The following is a 17862-nucleotide window of genomic DNA, read 5'->3' as shown; positions in this document are numbered from 1 at the left end:
TTTAATTTTCCAATGGAAGCGCAGCGATCGGCGTTGCCGGGCGCGCGCTCGATTGATAGGCGGCCTCCACCAGGGCCATGGTCCGCCATGCGTCCTCGACGGACCCTATGAGTTCATCATCCTCGCCGCCGGCATGGCGTTGCAGATTGGCCATGCGGTTGGCGAAGGCATCGGGGAACCAGGAACCTTCAAGCGGCACCTGAATCCAGTCGGCACCTCCGGCTGGGCGAATCCACAGCTCGTCCGGCTCGCCACGCGGGTAGTCGAGATTGACGCCGAGTTTGACATAGGCGGCACCCCTCGTCCCACAGATGCGGAATTCACAGGCCTGGAACCTCCGCCCGAAATCGTGGTCGTGATTGACGGAAAGCACGCAGCGCACGGCATCGCCGTAATCGAGGATCGCGGCGGTGCGGGTCTGGGCCACATCGTGGTTCGGATGGCCGATGGTCTTGGCGTGAACACCCTGCGGATCGCCGAGGAGACTGCGCACGAGATCCAGGTAGTGGATGGAATGCATCGCGATCTCGATGCGCGGCAGCCCCTTCAGGAACGGCCAGAGCCCCCAGGGCGTGGCAAGCGCCAGCCAGGCATCGAAATCGACCACCTCGCCGAGATAGCCCCTGGCGACGGCATCCCTGAGCGCCAGCATCATCGGCGCGAAGCGAAGCTGAAAGTTCACCGCCGCCCTGATGTTCCGCTCGCGGCAGATTTCGAGAATCCCGGTCGCCGCCGCAAGATCGCTGCCCATCGGCTTCTGGATCAGCGCAAAGGAGCCTTTCGGCAGTTTCGAGAGGATCGAGGCGTGCGCGGCCGGCGGCGTCGCGAGATCGAAGATCGCGTTCTCCGCCGAAAGAGCTTCCCCTTCGCTCGTAAACGCCCTGACATCCCACTGTTGCGCGAGCGCCGTCGCCTTCCCGGCGTCCGGATCGAAGATGCCGGCTACCGGGAAGCCTGCGTTCCTATAGGCGGGAAGATGAGCGTCGCCGACGATGCTGCCCGCACCGAAGATGACGATGGGGCGTGGCGTAACCGGCTTCGGCCACCATTGCCGCAGCGACGAGGGATCGAATGTCTCAGTCATGGTGGAAGACTTCCTCCATCATCGCCCACCACTCGCCTTGCCTGCGGCTTTCGAGCGGCATCTGGCAGGGCATGCACACCGACCACCATTCCTGGTTCTTCGGATGCGCCGCCATTTTCGCCATGTCGGCTTCGAAGTCCTCCCCGACATATTCCCAGTAGCCGAAGAGTAGATTTTCCGGCTCCTTCAGGAAGATCGAATAATTGGTGATGTTGCACTCGCTGATCAGCGCCAGGATCTCCGGCCAGACGGCCGCATGCAGCCGCTTGTATTCAGCAATTTTCGAAGGCTCGAGCCCGATCACCATTCCCATTCTCTGCATGACCGTCCCCTTCTACCGGCGGAACTCGCGGGTGAACTCGACGACCGAGCGCGCCTTGACCGCTTCCCAGTCCCAGGCGATGCCGATGCCGGGATCGGAGGGCGCGATCGCCCTGCCCTCCCGGATCTCCATTCCCTTTTGCGTCAGATCGTCGAGCTGCGGAATGTATTCGACATACTTCCCATTGGGCACCGCGCAAACGAGGCTCACATGCAGTTCCATCAGGAAATGCGGGCAGACGGGAATGTCGAAGGCTTCCGCCGCATGGGCCACTTTCAGCCAGGGGGTGATGCCGCCGATCCGCGCCACGTCCACCTGGACGATCGAGCAGGCGCCCTTCTGCATATATTCGCGGAAATGGCGGATCGAATAGATGGATTCGCCGACGGCGATCGGCGTCGGCGTCGACCGCGTCAGACGGATGTGGCCGTCGAGATCGTCCGCCGGCAACGGTTCCTCGATCCAGGCGAGATCGAGCTCGCGGAGCCGGGCGGCGCGGCGGATCGCCTCGTCGACGGTGAAGCCCTGATTGCAATCAGTCATGATTTCAAAGCCGTCGCCAAGGGCTGCGCGCATGGCTGAGAGCCTGTCGTAATCCTCCGCCCCGCGCGGCTTGCCGATCTTCACCTTCGATCCGGAGAAGCCCTTGGCCTTCGCCTGCAATGCGTCGTCTACGAGGGCCTGCTGTCCGATATGCAGCCAGCCGCCCTCGGTGGTGTAGAGCGGGCAGCTTTCCTTCGCCCCGCCGGCCAGTTTCCAGAGCGGCAGCTTCTGCTTCTTCGCCCGCAGGTCCCATAGCGCGGTATCCACGGCGGCTAGCGCCAAGGCCGTGATGGCGCCGATGGTTGTCGCATGCGTCGCAAACTCCATCTTGTGCCAAAGTGCCTCGATACAGTCCGCATCTTCCCCGAGCAGGATTGGCACCAGATGATCGGAGAGCAGCCGCATGACGGAGGATCCGCCGGTGCCGATCGTGTAGCTGTAACCGGTGCCGGTCGCGCCGTCGGCATCCGTGATCGTGACGATTGGCGTTTCCTGGCTCACGAAGCTCTGGATGGCGTCGGTCCGCTTGACCTTCGGCGGAAGATCCACCATCCGCAGTTCTATTTTCTCGATCCTTGCCATGTCAGCCTGCCAAAGCCTTTCCGGTCTCGCCGTCGAAGAGATGCGCCCGGGACAGATCGAAGCTCATGGGCACTGCCTCGCCGGGGCGCAGCGGCCGCGGGTTGAGCATGCGCGAGACCCAATCCCGCCCGTTGAACTGGGTGAAAACCAGGGTTTCGTTGCCGAGCGGCTCGGTGATCGTGACCGGAAGCTCGATCTCGTGGACGGCATCCGCATCGCCGGCATGGAGGCCATGCCCAGAAGGATAGACATCGTCCGGCCTGAGCCCGAAGGTCACTTTCTGGCCCTCGCGAACCGAGGAACGGAAGCGTGGCGGAAGCGGCAGGGTCGCGCCGCTTGCAAACGCCAGCTTTCCGCCCGTCAGGACCGCCTCCTCCATGTTCATCGGCGGCGAGCCGATGAAGCCGGCGACGAACTTGGTCGCCGGGCGGCGGAAGACATCCTCCGGCGTGCCCACCTGCTCGATATGCCCGTCGCGCATGATGACGATGCGGTCGGAGAGCGTCATCGCCTCCACCTGGTCGTGAGTGACGTAGATCATCGTCGCCTGCATACGCGCGTGCAGTTTCTTGATCTCGGTGCGCACCTGGGTCCTGAGCTTCGCATCGAGATTAGATAGAGGCTCATCGAAGAGAAAGACGTCCGGTTGGCGGACGATCGCGCGTCCCATGGCGACGCGCTGGCGCTGGCCGCCCGACAGTTGCGAAGGGCGGCGTTCGAGAAGATGGCCGAGATCGAGGATCGCCGCTGCCTCGGCAACGCGCGTCTTGATCTCTTCCGCCGGACGCCCGGCGATTTTCAGCGAGAAGCCCATATTCTCGGCAACCGTCATATGCGGGTAGAGTGCATAGGACTGAAAGACCATCGAGATGTTGCGCGCCCGCGGCGGCAGGTCATTGACCTTCCGCCCGCCGATCTCGATCGCGCCGCCGCTGACCTCTTCGAGCCCGGCGATCATGCGCAGCGTCGTCGACTTGCCGCAGCCCGAAGGTCCGACGAGCGCGATGAATTCGCGATCCTTCACTTCGAGATCGATGCCGTGCACGACTTCCAGAGCGCCGTAGCGCTTGACGAGTTTCTTGAGCGTAACGGGCGCCATGAACGATTATCCTTTCACCGCGCCGAAGGTCAGGCCCGAGACGAGGTGCTTCTGAATGATGAAGGTGAGGGTCAACGCCGGAACGATCATGACGACCGCAAGCGCGCACATGCCGCGCCAGTCGATGGTGAATTCGGCGGTGTAGTCGAGGAGCCCCACGGGCAAGGTCTTGGAGTTGACGGAGCGGGTAATCTGCGAAGCGAGCGCATATTCGCTCCAGGAGGTCAAGAAAGCGAAGATACCGGCCGACGCAATGCCCGGGCCGGCGAGCGGAAACTCCACCTGCCAGAAGGCCTGCCAGGGCGTGCAGCCGTCGATCTGCGCGGCTTCCGCGAGGTCTTTCGGCACCTGGCGGAAGAATCCGTCGATCAGCCAGATCGTGAAGGGAACGTTGAGCGCGACATAGGTGAGGATCAGCGAGAAATGCGTATCGATGATGCCGGTGCGGGCATAGAGCATGAAGAGCGGCAGCGACAGCGCGATGCCCGGCACCGCGCGCGTCAGCATGAAGCCGAGGAAGATCGCCGACTTCGCCTTGAACCGGTAGCGCGCAAAGGCATAGCCGCCGGCAAGGCCGATCGCCAGCGCGATGACGGTAGAGGTGACCGATACGATCAGCGAGTTGCGGAAATAGTCCCAGACCGGCACGCCGCCCTGGCCTGCGCCCGAGAACATCGCCCGGTAGGCGTCGAGCGAGAGGGTCTCCGGAATCCAGACCGGCGGCTTGGCCATGATCTCGACCGTCGGCCGTAGCGACGAAAGCACGATCCAGAGGCCCGGCAGGCAGATGACCAGCATGGCGAGAAAGAGCCCCGCCAGGTGCGCGACCTTCAGCAACCGCCGCCTGAGGCGATGAGACGCGTTCGTATCCATTACCACTCGGCTCCGATCTGCTGGCGCGCCGCGGCGAGCTTGCGGAAGAAATAGACGGTGAAGACGATCGACAGCAGGATGGCGACATAGGCCATCGCATTGGCCATCCCCATGCGGGCGTCGCCATAGGCGGTGCGTCCGATAAGCGTCCAGAGCAGTTCGGTGCGCTTTGCCGGTCCGCCATCCGTCATGATCTTGACGATGTCGTAGGCGCGCGCGACATCGAGCGAGCGGATCGTCATCGCGATAAAGGCGAAGGGCATCAGATAGGGCCAGGTGACGTAACGGAAGGTCTGCCACGGGGTGCAGCCGTCGACATGGGCCGCTTCGACCGGATCCTTGGGCATGGCAAGCAGCCCGGCGAGAATGAGGATCGCAAAAACCGCGGTCGACGACCAGACCTCGGCGACGATGATCGAGAAGAGCGCGAGATTGCCGTCGATCAGCCAGGGGATCGCACGGTCGGTGAGGCCCAGCGACTGCAGCGCGTTGTTGACGAAGCCGATATTGTCGTTGAACAGGAACTTGAACTGGAAGCCCACCAGTACGGGCGAGAACATCATCGGAAACATCATCGCGGTCCGCAGCGCCCGCTGGCCGTAAGTCGCCTTGTTGACGAGCAGCGCCAGGCCAAGACCAAGGAACATCTCGGCGTTGAGCGCGACGGTGAGCAGGAGCACCGTCCGGCCGAATGCCACCCAGAATTCGGCATTGGTGAGGACGTTCACATAGTTGCGAAAGCCGATGAAGACCCAAAGCGAGTCCGGCTTCGTCAGACGGAACGGCGTGAAACTGGAATAAAGCGAGAAGATGAGCGGCAGCACGATGAAGACTGCCAGGACGATGAAGGCCGGAAGCAGCAGAAGCGTGGGTGCTGACAGTTTCGAGAGCTTCATCGGAGATCCTGGGAAGAGTTCACATGCGCGGCGGCGCCGAAACGGTCCGGCGCCGCCTTTCAATCGGGATCAGAGTTTGCCGGCGTCTTCGAGGATGCCGGTCGCCTTTTCGGCGGCGGCGTCGAGAGCTTCCTTCGACGTCTTGTCGCCGAGGATCGCTGCCTGCAGCTCCGGATAGACCGCGTTGGAGATCTCGATCCACTCAGCCGTCTGCGGCACCGGGAAGGCATGCTTTGCCGCTTCCTGGAAGGCCTGCAGGACCTCGGTCTTGTAGGCGTCGCCTTCAGCGGCCTTGATGTTGAAGTCCCAGACCGCGCTTCGGGTCGGCAGCGGGCCGGCGGCGGATTCGAGCTTCTGGCTGTCCTCGTTGGTCAGCCACCAGACGAGCGAGGCGGCTGCCTCTTTGTCGGCGCAGGACTCGGTCACCGAGAAGCCGTGATGCCCGGACCAGCCGGTGCGCTTGCCGGAGGAGCCGGCCGGCTGAACCTTGACGCCGACATTGCCGGCGACTTTCGACGATTTCGGATCGTTGAAGAAGGATGCCCAGCCGGGCCAGTCGAGATTGACCGCGATCGAGCCCGAGGCGAAGCCCTGTCCGAGATCGTCCCAGAGATAGTTGGTGGTGCCCGGCGGTACCGCCTTGTCCTTGTAGAGCTTGACGAACCATTCGAGGGCACGCACGCCCGCTTCCGAATTGAAGGCTGGGCGGCCGTCCTTGTCGAGATATTCACCACCCTCGGCGACCAGCATTTCGTAGAAGCGGCCGTTGATCGCTTCCTCCTTGCCGGCGAACTGGGTGCCGTAGAAATTCGGCGGAGCGGCGAAGAATTCCGCCTGGTCGCTCACCTGAGCCCAGGTGTCCGGCGGCGCGAGGTCATAGCCGTATTTGGCCTTGAATTCGGTCTTCTTCGCCTCGTCCTGATAGAGGCTCTTCTGGAAATATAGGGCGGAGACGTCGAACTGTGCCCGCGGCAGCATGACGAGCTTGCCGTCGAGCGTCGAGGCGTCGATTACGGCCGGCACGAATTTGGCTACTTCCTCGGAAGGGATAAGGCCGAAAAGGTCGGCGTAGATGTCCGGGTATTGCGGCGCGAAGGAGGAATGATTCGAACCGACGCACCAGGTAAGGCCGCCGGTGGCGATATCGGACTTGATCTCTTTGTCCAGTTCGAAGTGGTTCTTCTTCGACAGGATATTGACCTTGGCGCCGGTCGCCTTCTCCCATTCGCCGATGCGCTCATAGAGCCTTTCGTACTGCTGTCCACCGATCAGCTTGGCGTCGATGGTCACGCCCTCGAACTTGCCGGGCAGGTCCGCGGCCTTGGCCGCCCCCATTGCGCAAGCAAGCATGATCACTCCGGCCGATACGCCGGAAAGCAGCCTGTTCATTGTATTTCCTCCGCTGAACACGCCCTTCTCCAGGAGCATGAGTCCTCATCTGTGAGAAACTGATTTATATACAAACGATAAATTTATGGATGGTCAAGGGCCATTCCCTTCCGTCTTCCGCTTTTCATGCGTATATGGAGAGGAATATTCATCTGGGAGAGACGCGGATGGACAATGAAGAGTCCGACAAGTATCGTGCGCCGGCACTCGACAAGGGCCTGGACATACTGGAGCTGCTTGCCAGCGTCGACGGCGGCCTCACGCAGGCGGAGATTTCGAAGAGGCTGAACCGCAGTCCGAACGAATTCTACCGCATGCTCGACAGGCTCGTACGCCGCGGCTACGTGACCCGTATCGACGGCGATCTCTATTCGCTGACCCTGAAGCTCTTCGGATTGGCGCAGTTGCACGCGCCCGTGCGCCGGCTCGCTTCTTTCGCGACGCCGCTGATGCGTGAGCTCGCCCAGCGATCGAAACAGGCCAACCAACTTGCCGTATTCGACCGCGGCTCCGCCGTCGTGATCGCCCAACAGGAGGCGCCGGATTATTGGGGTATTTCGATCCGGGTGGGCTCGCATATCAGCCTGTTCGACACCGGATCGGGCCACGTGCTGCTTGCATTCCGTTCGCCGGAGGAACGGGAAATGATGATCTCCGAGCATGTGCGCAGCAGGGACGAGATCAACCTCACCCCGGAATTCTACGCCCGTCTCGACCAGATCCGCGAGCGCGGCTACGAGATGATGGCAAGTGCCCAGACCGCCGGTGTCTACAACCTCTCGGCCCCGATCCTGGGGCCAGACGGGCGCAGCATCGCAGCGCTCACCTGCCCCTATATCTCCCTGGTCAACAATCCTTCGGCCCCTGACATCACCGAGACCATATCGCTCCTGCTCAAGACCGCATCGCAGCTTTCGGCGCTCGCCGGTGCCGATGTCGCGCAGGGCTGATCCGCGCCGAAAAGATCAACTTCTTGTTTGAACGAAGAGGAGGAGCAGCCTTGATCATCGACACGCATCTGCATCTGATCGACAAATCCGCGCTCAACTATCCGTGGCTAGCCGGCGTTCCTGCGCTCGATCGCGATTTTCTCTATGCCACCTATGCGGCGGAGGCAAAGCGCGTCGGCATTGCCGCCTCGCTGCATATGGAAGTGGACGTCGACCCGGCTGAGATCGAACTCGAAACGCGCGAGGTCGCGCGTCTTGCGGGTGAGCCCGGAAGCCTCCTCAAAGGCGCGATCGCGGCTTGCCGCCCGGAAGAGGAAGGCTTCGCCGCCTATCTCGAGCGGCAGGAGGAGAACGCTTTCGTCAAAGGTTTCAGGCGGGTGCTGCACGTGGTTACCGACGACCTCTCGGAGCAGCCTCTTTTCCACGAAAACGTCAAGCGGCTCTCGGGCACCCGCTTCACCTTCGATCTTTGCGTCCTGCCGCATCAGATTCCGAAAGCTATTGCGCTCGCCGACCTTGCGCCCGAAGTTCAGTTCATTCTCGATCATTGCGGCGTTCCGGACATAAAGGGTCACGGGGAGCACCCCTGGCGCGACCATATGACCGAGATCGCCCGCCGCCCGAATGTCGTCGCCAAGATCTCCGGAGTGATCGCCTATGCGGAGGAAGACTGGGCGCTCGATTCCATCCGCCCCTATGTCGAGCACACGATCTCGGTTTTCGGATGGGACCGGGTGGTCTGGGGCAGCGACTGGCCGGTCTGCACCCTCGGCGGCAACCTCTCGACCTGGGTCGCGGCCACCCAGGCCCTCATCGAAGGCTGCAGTCCCCAAGAACGGACGAAGCTGCTCTCCGGCAATGCGCGACGGATCTGGAATCTGGTCTGATAGATTCTTGCATCCAATCGGGGCGGTTCGAGGCCAGCCGGGGCCGTCATGATGCGCCGCGTTGCCGTTCCAGCGTCTCGAAATGGTCGGCGATCTCCTTGCCGGTTGCGATCCACACGTCGCCTTTTGCCTGAACATGGCGCAGGAAGTCGCGAAGGAGGTGCCAGCGCATCGGACGGCCGGACACTTGCGGGTGCAGGACGAGCGTCGTGACGCCGCCCCAGGCATGGGTGGCCTCGAATTCGTCGATCCAGAGGGCGAGGACGGCTTCGCGGCCGAAGAGCGGCCGCGCGCTCGAGCGGCTGGACATGCCGAAATTCCAGTCGTCGAATGCGAAATTGACCGGAATCTCCACCGGGCCCGGCACGCCGTTCGCCGACGCGTGCCGGTAGGGCAGGATGTCGTCGCGAAACGAGCTGGAATAGCGGATGCCCGATTTGGCAAGATAGGCGATGAGCTCGGGAAAGTTCTCTCCCGATGGCGCGCGGTAGCCGACGGGACGGATTCCGAATGCCCGCTGCAGCGCCTCGAAGCCGCGGTCGATCTCCTCGAATGTCTCCTCCAGCCGGTCGCGATCCGGCATCTTGTGAAGATAGCCATGGTGACCGATCTCGTGTCCGGCCGCGGCAATCTTCTCGCAGGCCGCGGGATGGGCAAGCGCCGTCCATCCGGGCGTGAAGAATGTCGCCTTCATCGCCAGTTCCGCCATCAGTTCGATGATCCTGGCGATGCCGACGCGCGCATCGTAGCCGCCATGGGAGGTGGTCACCATCCGGTCCACATTCGAAGGGTTGTTGCCGATCCATGCGGTTTCGGCGTCCACGTCGAAGCCGATGAAGACGGCGCTCTTCGCGCCGTTCGGCCAAGTCATCGCCGGCGTTTGGGGCGCCGGATTGAGCGGACGCGGCGTCAGGTCGTAGGTCATGGCGAAATCCTCAGCAAAAGACGGGACGCTTGTCGCCGTCGCCGGCGAGCAGGGACTCCAGAGCGCGGCAATCCTCGAGGTGTTCGAGCTCGGCGAGCATCCGCCAGAGCCGATCCGCCTGCTCCGTTTCGATGCCCATCGCGGCGAGCTCTCCGAACTTGGCGCGGATGGCGGCGGGGCGCATCGGCCTTTCGGCGGAGCCGGTCGCGCGGGGCACCATTCGCGACAGGCGGGCGCCGTCCTTGAAGAGAAGCGTGACGAGCGGCTCGTCGAGCGGCTGCATCCCATCGTCTACCGCCAGCAGCATGCGGTCCATGACGGCCCGCAGGCGGGGATCGGCACGCCGGTCGGCGGCATAGGCCTGGAGTCCGGCCGTCAGGAACACGCAGCGTGCCGCAAGCGCATAGGGCAGGCTCATCTGCGTGGGCGCCATGGCGCCGCTCTCCCGGGCGCCGCACATGCCCATCAGCATGGCGCTCAACCGCAACTCGATCCTGTCGATCTCAGCTGCATCGCGGCCCGTTTCCGAAAGCAGGTCGCCCAGCGCATCGATCGACGAATGGGCGCCCCGGCAGGAGGCGTAAGGCTTGAGGACCGCGCGTCTCACTTTCCAGTCTTCGCCGAGTCTTTCGCATAGCTTCTGCGGCTCGCAGACATCCTTGTTGAACGCCCGAAAAAAGCCGCCCCAGACGTCGTCGAAGACCTTGGAGGGGCCGGCAAGCCCGTCCCCTGCCAACCGCGCCGCGAGCAGGCCGCCTTCGGCCGCGCGGCCGGCATGGATCTTCTTCGCCTGCGATCCGTCGTGGATGAAGGCCCAGAGGCCGGAGGAGAAGCTGGTGGCGAGCGTGATCGCATGGCCCGTGGCAAGATCGTCGAAACCGGAAAGCCTGGCAACGGCCGCCGCAGCCGCAAGCGTGCCGCAGGTGCCCGTGGAATGCCAGCCGAGCCCGTTGTGACTGTCGTATCCGCCCGCCGCTTCGAGGACGCGCCGGCCGGTCTCGTAGCCCGCAACCACGCTGGCGATGAGCTCCCTGCCCGTCACCGGCTGCTTGGCTTCGGCAACCGCAGCCAGAACGGCGGGAATGACGACGGCGCCCGAATGGTCGCAGCCGCCGGAATCGTCGAGTTCTAAAGCATGGGCCGCCACCCCGTTTATGAGCGCGGCCTCACGCGCTGCTGCCCGATCGCCGGTGCCCCATATCAGCGCACTACCGGGCGCGCAGGCGGCCCGGCGGGCGATGCGGGCTTCCGCCGAACGGACCCCCGCCAGGGCCGCGCCGATCGTGTCGGCGATGTGGACTTTCGTCTTTTCGACGACATCGGCGGGAAGCGCTTCGAAGCTGAGGGTTGAAAGAAAGGATGCCAGCCTGTCGACCGGCGCGTCGGCAGCAACGCGGGGCATGGAACTGCTCATGGTTTGTCGAGAATCGGTCGGCGACGGCGCATATTGCGGCCCGGCCTCTTCGGCGGGGCCGCAGCGCGGCGAATTACTTCACCGCTTCGCCATTGATGTGAATGCCATCGAGCAAGGTGCCCTCGAGGCCGTATTTGGCGAAAATCGCCTTGTATTCGCCTGATTCCATCAGGGCCTTCAGCGCTGCGGCATAGGCATCGCGCAGTTCCGTGTCCTTCTTGGCGAAACCAATGCCCTGATAGACCACGGTGAAGGGCTCGCCCACGACAGCGTAGGTATCCTTCTCGAGATCCATCAGATAGGGCAGTGTTTCGGAACCCTGGACCGCAGCGTCGAGCCGGCCTTGCTTCAGCTGGGCGCGGGCATCGGCGGAGCCTTCCGTGCCGACGACCTTAATGGCCGGCAGCCCCTTGGCTTCGCAATTGGCAGCACTCCATTTCGCCGTCTCGTCCGGGAAGGAGGTGCGGCGGCTCATGCCGACGGTCTTGCCGCAGAAATCGGTGAGCGTCTTGAACTCGCCCTTGCGGGCAAAGGACGTGTAGAACTGCGCGCCGGATTTCATGTAATCGATGAAGTCGAGCGTATCGCGCCGCTTTGGAAGATCGCTCATGCCGCTATGGATAAGGTCGACGCGACCGGTCTGAAGCGACGAGATCATCTGCTCGAAGCCGATATTCGACCATTCGACCGTGGTGCCGAGCTCCTTGGCAAGCGCAACGCCGAGATCGATGTCGACACCCTTAAGTTCGTTGGTCGCCGGATCGACATATTCCATCGGCGGATAGTTCGGCTGGTTGGCGACGACGACCTTGCCGGCCGACTTCACCCGCTCGGGCAGGCCGGCGGCATTGGCGGAGGTTGCGGCGAGGCATGCGAGCGTGAGCGCTGCGATGTGCTTGTTCATGTGGTTCCCCATTTTGTCCTCGTTGTAGCCGGCGGCTTCGTCTGCCGCCGTCATGCTGTTCCTCAGCTGTGGACGGCTTTGATGAACTCCGCCGTTCGGGCACTTTTCGGGGTGCTGAGAACCTCCGATGCCGAGCCTGTTTCAACCACCTTGCCGGTCTCCATGAAGGTTACGGTATTCGCCACATTGCGGGCGAAGCCGAGCTCATGGGTGACGACGATCATTGTCATCCCGGAAGCGGCAAGGTCCCGCATCACGTCGAGCACTTCCGACACCAGTTCGGGGTCGAGCGCCGACGTGGGTTCGTCGAAGAGAATGAGATCCGGCCGCATGCCCATGGCCCGGGCGATCGCGACGCGCTGCTGCTGGCCCCCGGAAAGTTCCGAAGGGTAATGGTTCGCCTTGTCCGCGAGCCCCACCCGCTCCAGCAATGCCGAGCCCCTATCGCGCGCTTCCTTCACCGGCTCGCCAAGCACCTGCACCGGGCCCTCGATGAGGTTTTCCAGCGCGGTCTTGTGCGGGAACAGGTTGAAACGCTGGAAAACCATGCCGATCCGCCGCCGCTGGCGCGAGATCTCCGCATCGCTGATCTCGTGGAGATTGTTGCCGTCGCGGCGGTAGCCGATCAGTTCGTCCTTGACCCAGATCGCTCCGCCGTCCATCCGCTCCAGAAGGTTGATGCAGCGCAGAAGCGTGCTCTTGCCCGAGCCCGAGGGACCGATGATGCAGCTCACCTCTCCGCGGGCGACCTCCAGGCTGACCCTGTTGAGAGCGCGGAACGTGCCGTAGTTCTTCGTGACGTCGATAGCCTTGACGAGAATATCCTGGTTCATGACCGACCTCACATGGACGAGCGGATGGATTTCGAACCGCGGCCGAAATAGCGCTCGATATAGTGCTGCCCTATCGAGAGCACGGAGACGACGAGCAGGTACCAGAAGCTCGCGACCAGCAGCAGTTCGAGTACGCGCGTGTTGGCGAAGTAGATGATCTGCGCGTTGTGGAGAATCTCGGAATACTGGATGACGCTGGCGAGCGACGTCAGCTTCACCATGCCGATCACCTCGTTGCCGACCGGCGGCACCATGACGCGCATGGCCTGCGGAAGGACGATTCGGCGCAGCATCATCATCTGCGTCATGCCGATCGTGCGCGCAGCCTCGTACTGGCCGCTGTCGACGGACAGAAGCCCGCTTCGCACGACCTCCGAAGTATAGGCGCCCTGGGATATGCCAAGCCCGAGTACAGCCGCGACGAAGGGCGTCATGACGTCGACCGTCCTGAACTCGAACAGTCCCGGAATGCCGAGCGTCGGGAAGATGAGCGCCAGGTTGAACCACAGCATCAACTGCAGCAGCGCCGGGGCCCCGCGAAAGACCCAGATATAGCCGATGGCGATCGACGACAGCACCGGATTGCCTGATATCCGCATGATGGCGATGACGACGCCGAGCACGATGCCGAGCCCCATGGCAGCAACTGTCATCAGCAGGGTGTTGTAGAGGCCGACGAGTATGGCGGGTGCGAAGAGAAAGTCGCGGACATAGCTCCACTCGATCTGGCCGACGCTGAAGGCCCGCACCAGGCCTGCAAACAGAAGGAGCACGCCCCCCGCGACGATCATCCGTCCGATATGGCGTTTCGGCACCAGTTTCAGATGGGCGATCTCGTATTTGGAATCCACGGGCGGGGTTGCGAGGCTTGCCACATTCATCGGCGTCGCGCCTCCGCTGCGCCGTTCTTCGCTCCCGCAAAGGCCGCGCCGCCGGTCGGGCCGCCGGCAAAGGCGCGGCATTCGGCGAGCGCCGTTTCGAAGCGGGCGATCTGCTCGCGAACCCGCTCCGGCGCCGTTGCACCGTAGCCGTTTCTGCTGGCAAGCGCCTTCTCGAGGGCGAGTGCCGCGAGCATCTCCGGCTGAAGCCGCGGATCGATCCCCGGGAGGTCCTCCGCCGTCAGACCGGCAAGGTCGTGTCCCCGCTCCTCACAATAGCGCACCACTGCGCCGGTGATCTCGTGCGCTTCGGCGAAAGGCACGTTCCGGCCCACCAGCCAGTCGGCCACTTCGGTCGCAAGCGTGAAGCCCTTCGGCGCTTCCTCGCGCAGCTTATCCACGTCGAATTCCAGCGTCCCCACCATGCCGGCAAAGGCGGGCAGGACGAGTTCGAGAACGTCGATCGTCTCAAACAGGCTGCGCTTGTCCTCGGCTAGATCGCGATTATAGGCGAGCGGCATCGCCTTCATGGTCGCGAGGAAGCCGGCGATGTTGCCGATCAGCGTGCCCGACATGCCGCGCGTCAGCTCGGCGGCGTCGGGGTTCTTCTTCTGCGGCATAATCGAAGAGCCGGTGGAATAGGAATCATGCAGCCGCACCCAGCTGAACTGCTTGGAGCTCCAGAGGCAGATTTCCTCGGCAAGCCGTGAGAGATCCACTGCCACCAGCGAGCAGATGAAGAGGAATTCGGCGACGTGATCGCGCGCGGCGACGGCATCGATGGAGTTTTCGCAAGCGGCCGAGTAGCCGAGATCGATGGCGGAGAGGTCGGGACGGCGCGCAATGCCGGACCCGGCCAGCGCGGCCGCACCCAGAGGCGAGCGATCGAAGCGGCGGTCCCAATCGGCAAAACGCTGCAGGTCGCGCAGCAGCGACTGCGCGTGCGCCATGAGGTGATGGCCGAGCACGACCGGTTGGGCCGGCTGGAGATGGGTAAAGCCGGGCATCACGGTCTCCGTATGCCGGGATGCCTGCTCCGTCAGGGCTTCTTCGATCGCGATCAGGCCTCGGGAAAGCTCCCGCGCCATGCGCCGCAGATAGAGGCGCGTATTGTTTGCCGTCTGGTCGTTGCGCGACCGCCCTGCCCGAAGCTTGCCGCCAAGCGTGCCGAGGCGCGCCATCAACAGACGTTCGAGAAAGGTATGCAGATCTTCGTCAGCCGCAATCGGCTCCTCGCGGCCGGCACCAACATCGGCTTCGATGCCTTCGAGGGCCGCGCGTATCGCGGAGAATTCACTCTCGTCCAGGACACCGGCCCGCTTCAACTCGGAAGCATGGGCGCGCGAACCTGCAATATCTTCCCTGTAAAGTCGAAAGTAAGATCGCGGCGCGCGTGACAAGTTTGCAAGCGCTTCGGACGGTCCGGACTTGAACCGTCCACCCCAAAGCTGAGTGGGCTCAGTCATCTTCGTTCCCTTTATTTGTTCGTTCTTTCCGAGAAGCTCCCACGGGTCGCATGCCCGGGCAAGCGAAGTTATTTCACCAAGCTATGACAAAAACGACTAGCCTTGCTCTGGGCACTTATTTAGGTTGTGCGCAAGGAACAGGGCGGAGCGGAAGCGCGATCTCGCATCGGCTGAACCTGGCGGAGGGATTTTCATGGCTTCGGGACGGCGGCGCTTGCCTTCGACGACCGCACTTCAGGTGCTGATTGCGGTGGCCGAAAGAGGATCGACGAGCGCTGCCGCCGAAAGCACGTCGCTGTCGCAGAGCGCTGTCAGCAAGCAATTGCTGACGCTGGAAGACCTGATCGGCAGTCCCGTCTTCGCCCGAACGCCGCGCGGCATGATCCCGACGGAAGTCGGCTCGATCTATATCGAACAGGCGCGCACCGCATTGAAGGCGATGGAGGACGCCGCCCTTCGGGTCGCGCGCCTGAAGCCGGGCCCACGGGTGCTGAGATTGCAGGTGCCACCCATTTTCGGGGACCGGTGGCTGCTGCCGCGCTTCCTTCGCTTTACCGAGCAGCACCCGGAGATTGAGGTGCAGTTCACGACGTTCGTTTCTCCGACCCAGTCTCAGACGCCCGATGCGATATTCCGCTTCCTGAGCGAACCGCTGCCCGAAGAGGAGACCAACTATCTCTTCGGGCGCGAGGTTCTTGTCGTCAGCGCCCCTTCCTACTGGGAGAAGAACGGCACTCCGGAGACGGTCGAGGATCTCGCCGGCGGCATCATGCTGGAGCACCCGCAGACCCCGCTGCACTGGAACTATTTCGCGAGGGGTCACGGCAAGGACGACCTCGCGGTGCGACACACCACGCGCTTCGGCTATTACACGATGGTGATCCGGGCGGCACTTGCCGGACAGGGAGTGGCCTTGATCCCGCGCGGTCTTATTCTCGACGACCTTGCGGCGGGAAAGCTCGTCAATCCGAACGGCTTTGGATATCGAAGCGACTACGGCTACTGGTTCGCAAAACCGCGAGACATTGCGCCGAGTGCTTCCATGCGGACCTTCGAAGCATGGCTGATGGCGGAAGCGGAAGGGATGGGCGACTGAGGCCCCGGGCCGTGGCGCGCCGGCTCAGTCCGCCAGCCGCGCGAGCGCGTCTCCGTCGAGCCGGAAGAAGAGCTTGTCCGGTTTGCGTGTACCGCCCAGCTCTTCATAGAAAGAGAGGAGCCGCGTGTTTTCCGCCTCCACCGTCCAATCGATGCGCGCGAGCCCGCGCTCCCTCGCCAGGCTGGCGAGCTTCTGCATCAAAGCCCGGCCGAGGCCACGGCCGCGCTGCGACCCGCCGACGTAGAGTTCCTTCAGAAAGATGCCCGGCTTCAAGCCCGGCCCAGGGTAAATCGCAGAGAAGGCAGCAAAACCGAGCACCGAACGATGCTCCTCGGCGACGAGGATCTCCGCGCCCGGCGGCATGGCTTCAAGCCCCGCGACGATCTCGGCGCGCGGCGGACAGGCCACGCGGTAGTGCGCCTGCATTTCCTCCATGAGGGTCGCAAGTGCGAGGAAGGCCGCATCATTGGTCTGCAGCAGGCGGATCGGCGTCACTTGCATTCCCTCAGCTCGAGCGCGCCGACACCCAGTTGTGCCAGTCTTCCTCGCTGCCGTTGAAGACGTTGAGGTCGATCCGCCCGTCGACGCCGTGGGACAGGCCCGAGCCTGAATATTGCCAGAAGACCCATTTGCGTCCGGGATAGACCTTGGACGGGTGCGCCGCGACCGAGCGCAGCCAGAAGGGATGATTGGGGAACGCGCCCTGCAGATTGTCGCGGTAGAAATCCGGTGCGGTATAGATGATCGGGCGCTGCCCGTAGTGGCGCTCCAGCTTGTCCATAAAGACCTGCATCTTTTCCCGCACCCGCTCGGGCGACGGGCGCCGCTTGCAGCTCGACTCGCCGTTCCACTCGACATCGATGACGGGTGGAAGCGCGCTCGGATCCCGGGGGACGTTGCGGATGAACCAGTCCGCCTGCTCGCCGGCCGTGCGGCACCAGTAGAAGAAGTGGTAGGCGCCGCGTTTCAGCCCCGCCTCGTCGGCCCGGCGCCAGTTCTTCTTGAACATGGGATCGAGATGATCGCCGCCGTCGGTCGCTTTGATATAGGCGAAGTTGGCGCCTTGCGTGCGCAGCTTGGCCCAGTTGATGTCGCCCTGCCACCGCGAAACGTCGACACCGTGAACGGCGAGCTTGCGCGGCGACCGGGTACCGAAATTGATCGGATGAGCATCGCGGAAGCTGTGGCTGTAGACGCGCGAGCGGCCGCGTGGCTCGCGCGCGGGATTTTCGGGAGCGAGCATCGCAATGGGGCGCTCGGCCGGAACCGGCATGCCCACCGCCCTTTCCGCCGGCATGAAGGCCTGCGGCTGCGGAACGGTTCCCGCCCAGGCAAGCGCCTCCGGCTGAGGCGCCGCTTGCGCGGCGGCCGCACTGATCGCCGCTGAAGGAACCGGGCTTGCCGGACGGACAACGGAGCTCGTCGTCTCCCGCGACGGCCGGCTCCCCCCGAAGCCGCAGCTCGATAGAACCAGGCACGTTATGATGATCGCTGAGACAGCCGAAAAAGGACGCATGAGGACCCGCACGCAATACAACAGCCGACGGCAACCGCGCCGCCAGGACCCACTGACGAGACTTGCTAACGGGAAACTACCAAGAAAGATTGAATCCAATCTTTACGCGAACAGAATTGCGAGGCGGCTTTTGAGATTTTACCGTCAAGATTGCCCCTCACCCTAACCCTCTCCCCGTAAAACGGGGAGAGGGGACGAGCAGGAC

The 17862-nt window shown here is 63.3% G+C and carries 18 protein-coding genes; 3 read left to right on the top strand and 15 right to left on the bottom strand.

Going from position 1 to position 17862, the window contains the following annotated elements:
• Position 1: 1 nt before the first annotated feature.
• The 7 genes from JOH52_RS25975 to JOH52_RS25945 all read right to left on the bottom strand — a co-directional run bounded on the left by JOH52_RS25975 (position 2) and on the right by JOH52_RS25945 (position 6788).
• The gene (locus tag JOH52_RS25975; RefSeq protein ID WP_015008374.1) at positions 2-1084 is read right to left on the bottom strand and encodes a Gfo/Idh/MocA family protein; all 1083 of its coding nucleotides are present in this window, start codon (positions 1082-1084) and stop codon (positions 2-4) included.
• Entirely contained in the window at positions 1077-1406 is a 330-nt protein-coding gene (locus JOH52_RS25970) for an L-rhamnose mutarotase (RefSeq protein ID WP_015008375.1), read from the bottom strand. Before JOH52_RS25970 ends, JOH52_RS25975 begins: the two co-directional genes overlap by 8 nt.
• Before the next feature lie 12 nt (positions 1407-1418).
• Positions 1419-2531 carry a mandelate racemase/muconate lactonizing enzyme family protein gene (locus JOH52_RS25965; RefSeq protein WP_013850812.1) on the bottom strand — a complete coding sequence of 371 codons (1113 nt, stop codon included), beginning with the start codon at positions 2529-2531 and terminating at the stop codon, positions 1419-1421.
• 1 nt (position 2532) lies between these two features.
• On the bottom strand, positions 2533-3630 hold the full coding sequence (locus JOH52_RS25960) for an ABC transporter ATP-binding protein (protein ID WP_013850813.1): 1098 nt from the start codon (positions 3628-3630) through the stop codon (positions 2533-2535).
• 6 nt (positions 3631-3636) lie between these two features.
• A complete protein-coding gene (locus tag JOH52_RS25955; protein WP_141333366.1) occupies positions 3637-4503 on the bottom strand; it encodes a carbohydrate ABC transporter permease in 867 nt (288 codons plus the stop codon).
• A complete protein-coding gene (locus tag JOH52_RS25950) occupies positions 4503-5399 on the bottom strand; it encodes a carbohydrate ABC transporter permease (protein ID WP_015008377.1) in 897 nt (298 codons plus the stop codon). The genes JOH52_RS25955 and JOH52_RS25950 overlap by 1 nt, the downstream gene beginning before the upstream one ends.
• A gap of 69 nt (positions 5400-5468) precedes the next feature.
• Positions 5469-6788, bottom strand: a complete 1320-nt coding sequence (locus JOH52_RS25945) for an ABC transporter substrate-binding protein (protein ID WP_015008378.1) — start codon at positions 6786-6788, stop codon at positions 5469-5471.
• Between the two features lie 167 nt (positions 6789-6955).
• On the opposite strand from JOH52_RS25945, the gene JOH52_RS25940 reads away from it, so the two are divergent.
• A complete protein-coding gene (locus JOH52_RS25940) occupies positions 6956-7738 on the top strand; it encodes an IclR family transcriptional regulator (RefSeq protein ID WP_010975556.1) in 783 nt (260 codons plus the stop codon).
• 50 nt (positions 7739-7788) lie between these two features.
• The gene (locus JOH52_RS25935) at positions 7789-8625 is read left to right on the top strand and encodes an amidohydrolase family protein (protein ID WP_013850815.1); all 837 of its coding nucleotides are present in this window, start codon (positions 7789-7791) and stop codon (positions 8623-8625) included.
• 46 nt (positions 8626-8671) lie between these two features.
• Here the strand turns inward: JOH52_RS25935 and JOH52_RS25930 are convergent, their stop codons facing one another.
• The 6 genes from JOH52_RS25930 to argH all read right to left on the bottom strand — a co-directional run bounded on the left by JOH52_RS25930 (position 8672) and on the right by argH (position 15045).
• Positions 8672-9550 (bottom strand): polysaccharide deacetylase family protein, encoded by an 879-nt coding sequence (locus JOH52_RS25930; RefSeq protein ID WP_014530524.1) that lies wholly within the window; start codon positions 9548-9550, stop codon positions 8672-8674.
• A 10-nt stretch (positions 9551-9560) separates the two neighbouring features.
• A complete protein-coding gene (locus tag JOH52_RS25925; RefSeq protein WP_013850817.1) occupies positions 9561-10952 on the bottom strand; it encodes an MmgE/PrpD family protein in 1392 nt (463 codons plus the stop codon).
• 85 nt (positions 10953-11037) lie between these two features.
• Positions 11038-11922, bottom strand: a complete 885-nt coding sequence (locus JOH52_RS25920; protein ID WP_013850818.1) for an ABC transporter substrate-binding protein — start codon at positions 11920-11922, stop codon at positions 11038-11040.
• Positions 11923-11930: 8 nt separating this feature from the next.
• A complete protein-coding gene (locus JOH52_RS25915) occupies positions 11931-12701 on the bottom strand; it encodes an amino acid ABC transporter ATP-binding protein (RefSeq protein ID WP_013850819.1) in 771 nt (256 codons plus the stop codon).
• Positions 12702-12709: 8 nt separating this feature from the next.
• Positions 12710-13582, bottom strand: a complete 873-nt coding sequence (locus JOH52_RS25910) for an amino acid ABC transporter permease (RefSeq protein ID WP_013850820.1) — start codon at positions 13580-13582, stop codon at positions 12710-12712.
• On the bottom strand, positions 13579-15045 hold the full coding sequence (argH, locus tag JOH52_RS25905; protein ID WP_017272321.1) for an argininosuccinate lyase: 1467 nt from the start codon (positions 15043-15045) through the stop codon (positions 13579-13581). Before argH ends, JOH52_RS25910 begins: the two co-directional genes overlap by 4 nt.
• Positions 15046-15238: 193 nt before the next feature.
• Between argH and JOH52_RS25900 the strand changes: the two genes are divergently transcribed.
• Positions 15239-16141, top strand: a complete 903-nt coding sequence (locus JOH52_RS25900) for a LysR substrate-binding domain-containing protein (RefSeq protein ID WP_127657808.1) — start codon at positions 15239-15241, stop codon at positions 16139-16141.
• A gap of 24 nt (positions 16142-16165) precedes the next feature.
• Here JOH52_RS25900 and JOH52_RS25895 read toward each other — a convergent pair whose 3' ends face one another.
• Together JOH52_RS25895 and JOH52_RS25890 are read right to left on the bottom strand one after the other, a co-directional pair.
• Positions 16166-16642, bottom strand: coding sequence for a GNAT family N-acetyltransferase (locus JOH52_RS25895; RefSeq protein ID WP_013850823.1), 477 nt, complete (start codon positions 16640-16642; stop codon positions 16166-16168).
• Between the two features lie 4 nt (positions 16643-16646).
• Complete coding sequence (locus tag JOH52_RS25890; RefSeq protein WP_003534666.1) at positions 16647-17657, bottom strand: glycoside hydrolase family 25 protein; 1011 nt, start codon at positions 17655-17657, stop codon at positions 16647-16649.
• Between the last annotated feature and the right edge of the window lie 205 nt (positions 17658-17862).

The sequence above is a fragment of the Sinorhizobium meliloti genome, assembly GCF_017876815.1.
In the GTDB taxonomy this organism is placed as follows: domain Bacteria; phylum Pseudomonadota; class Alphaproteobacteria; order Rhizobiales; family Rhizobiaceae; genus Sinorhizobium; species Sinorhizobium meliloti.
The sequence above is the reverse complement of the archived record's forward strand: the minus strand, read 5'-3'. Positions and strand labels throughout refer to the sequence as shown.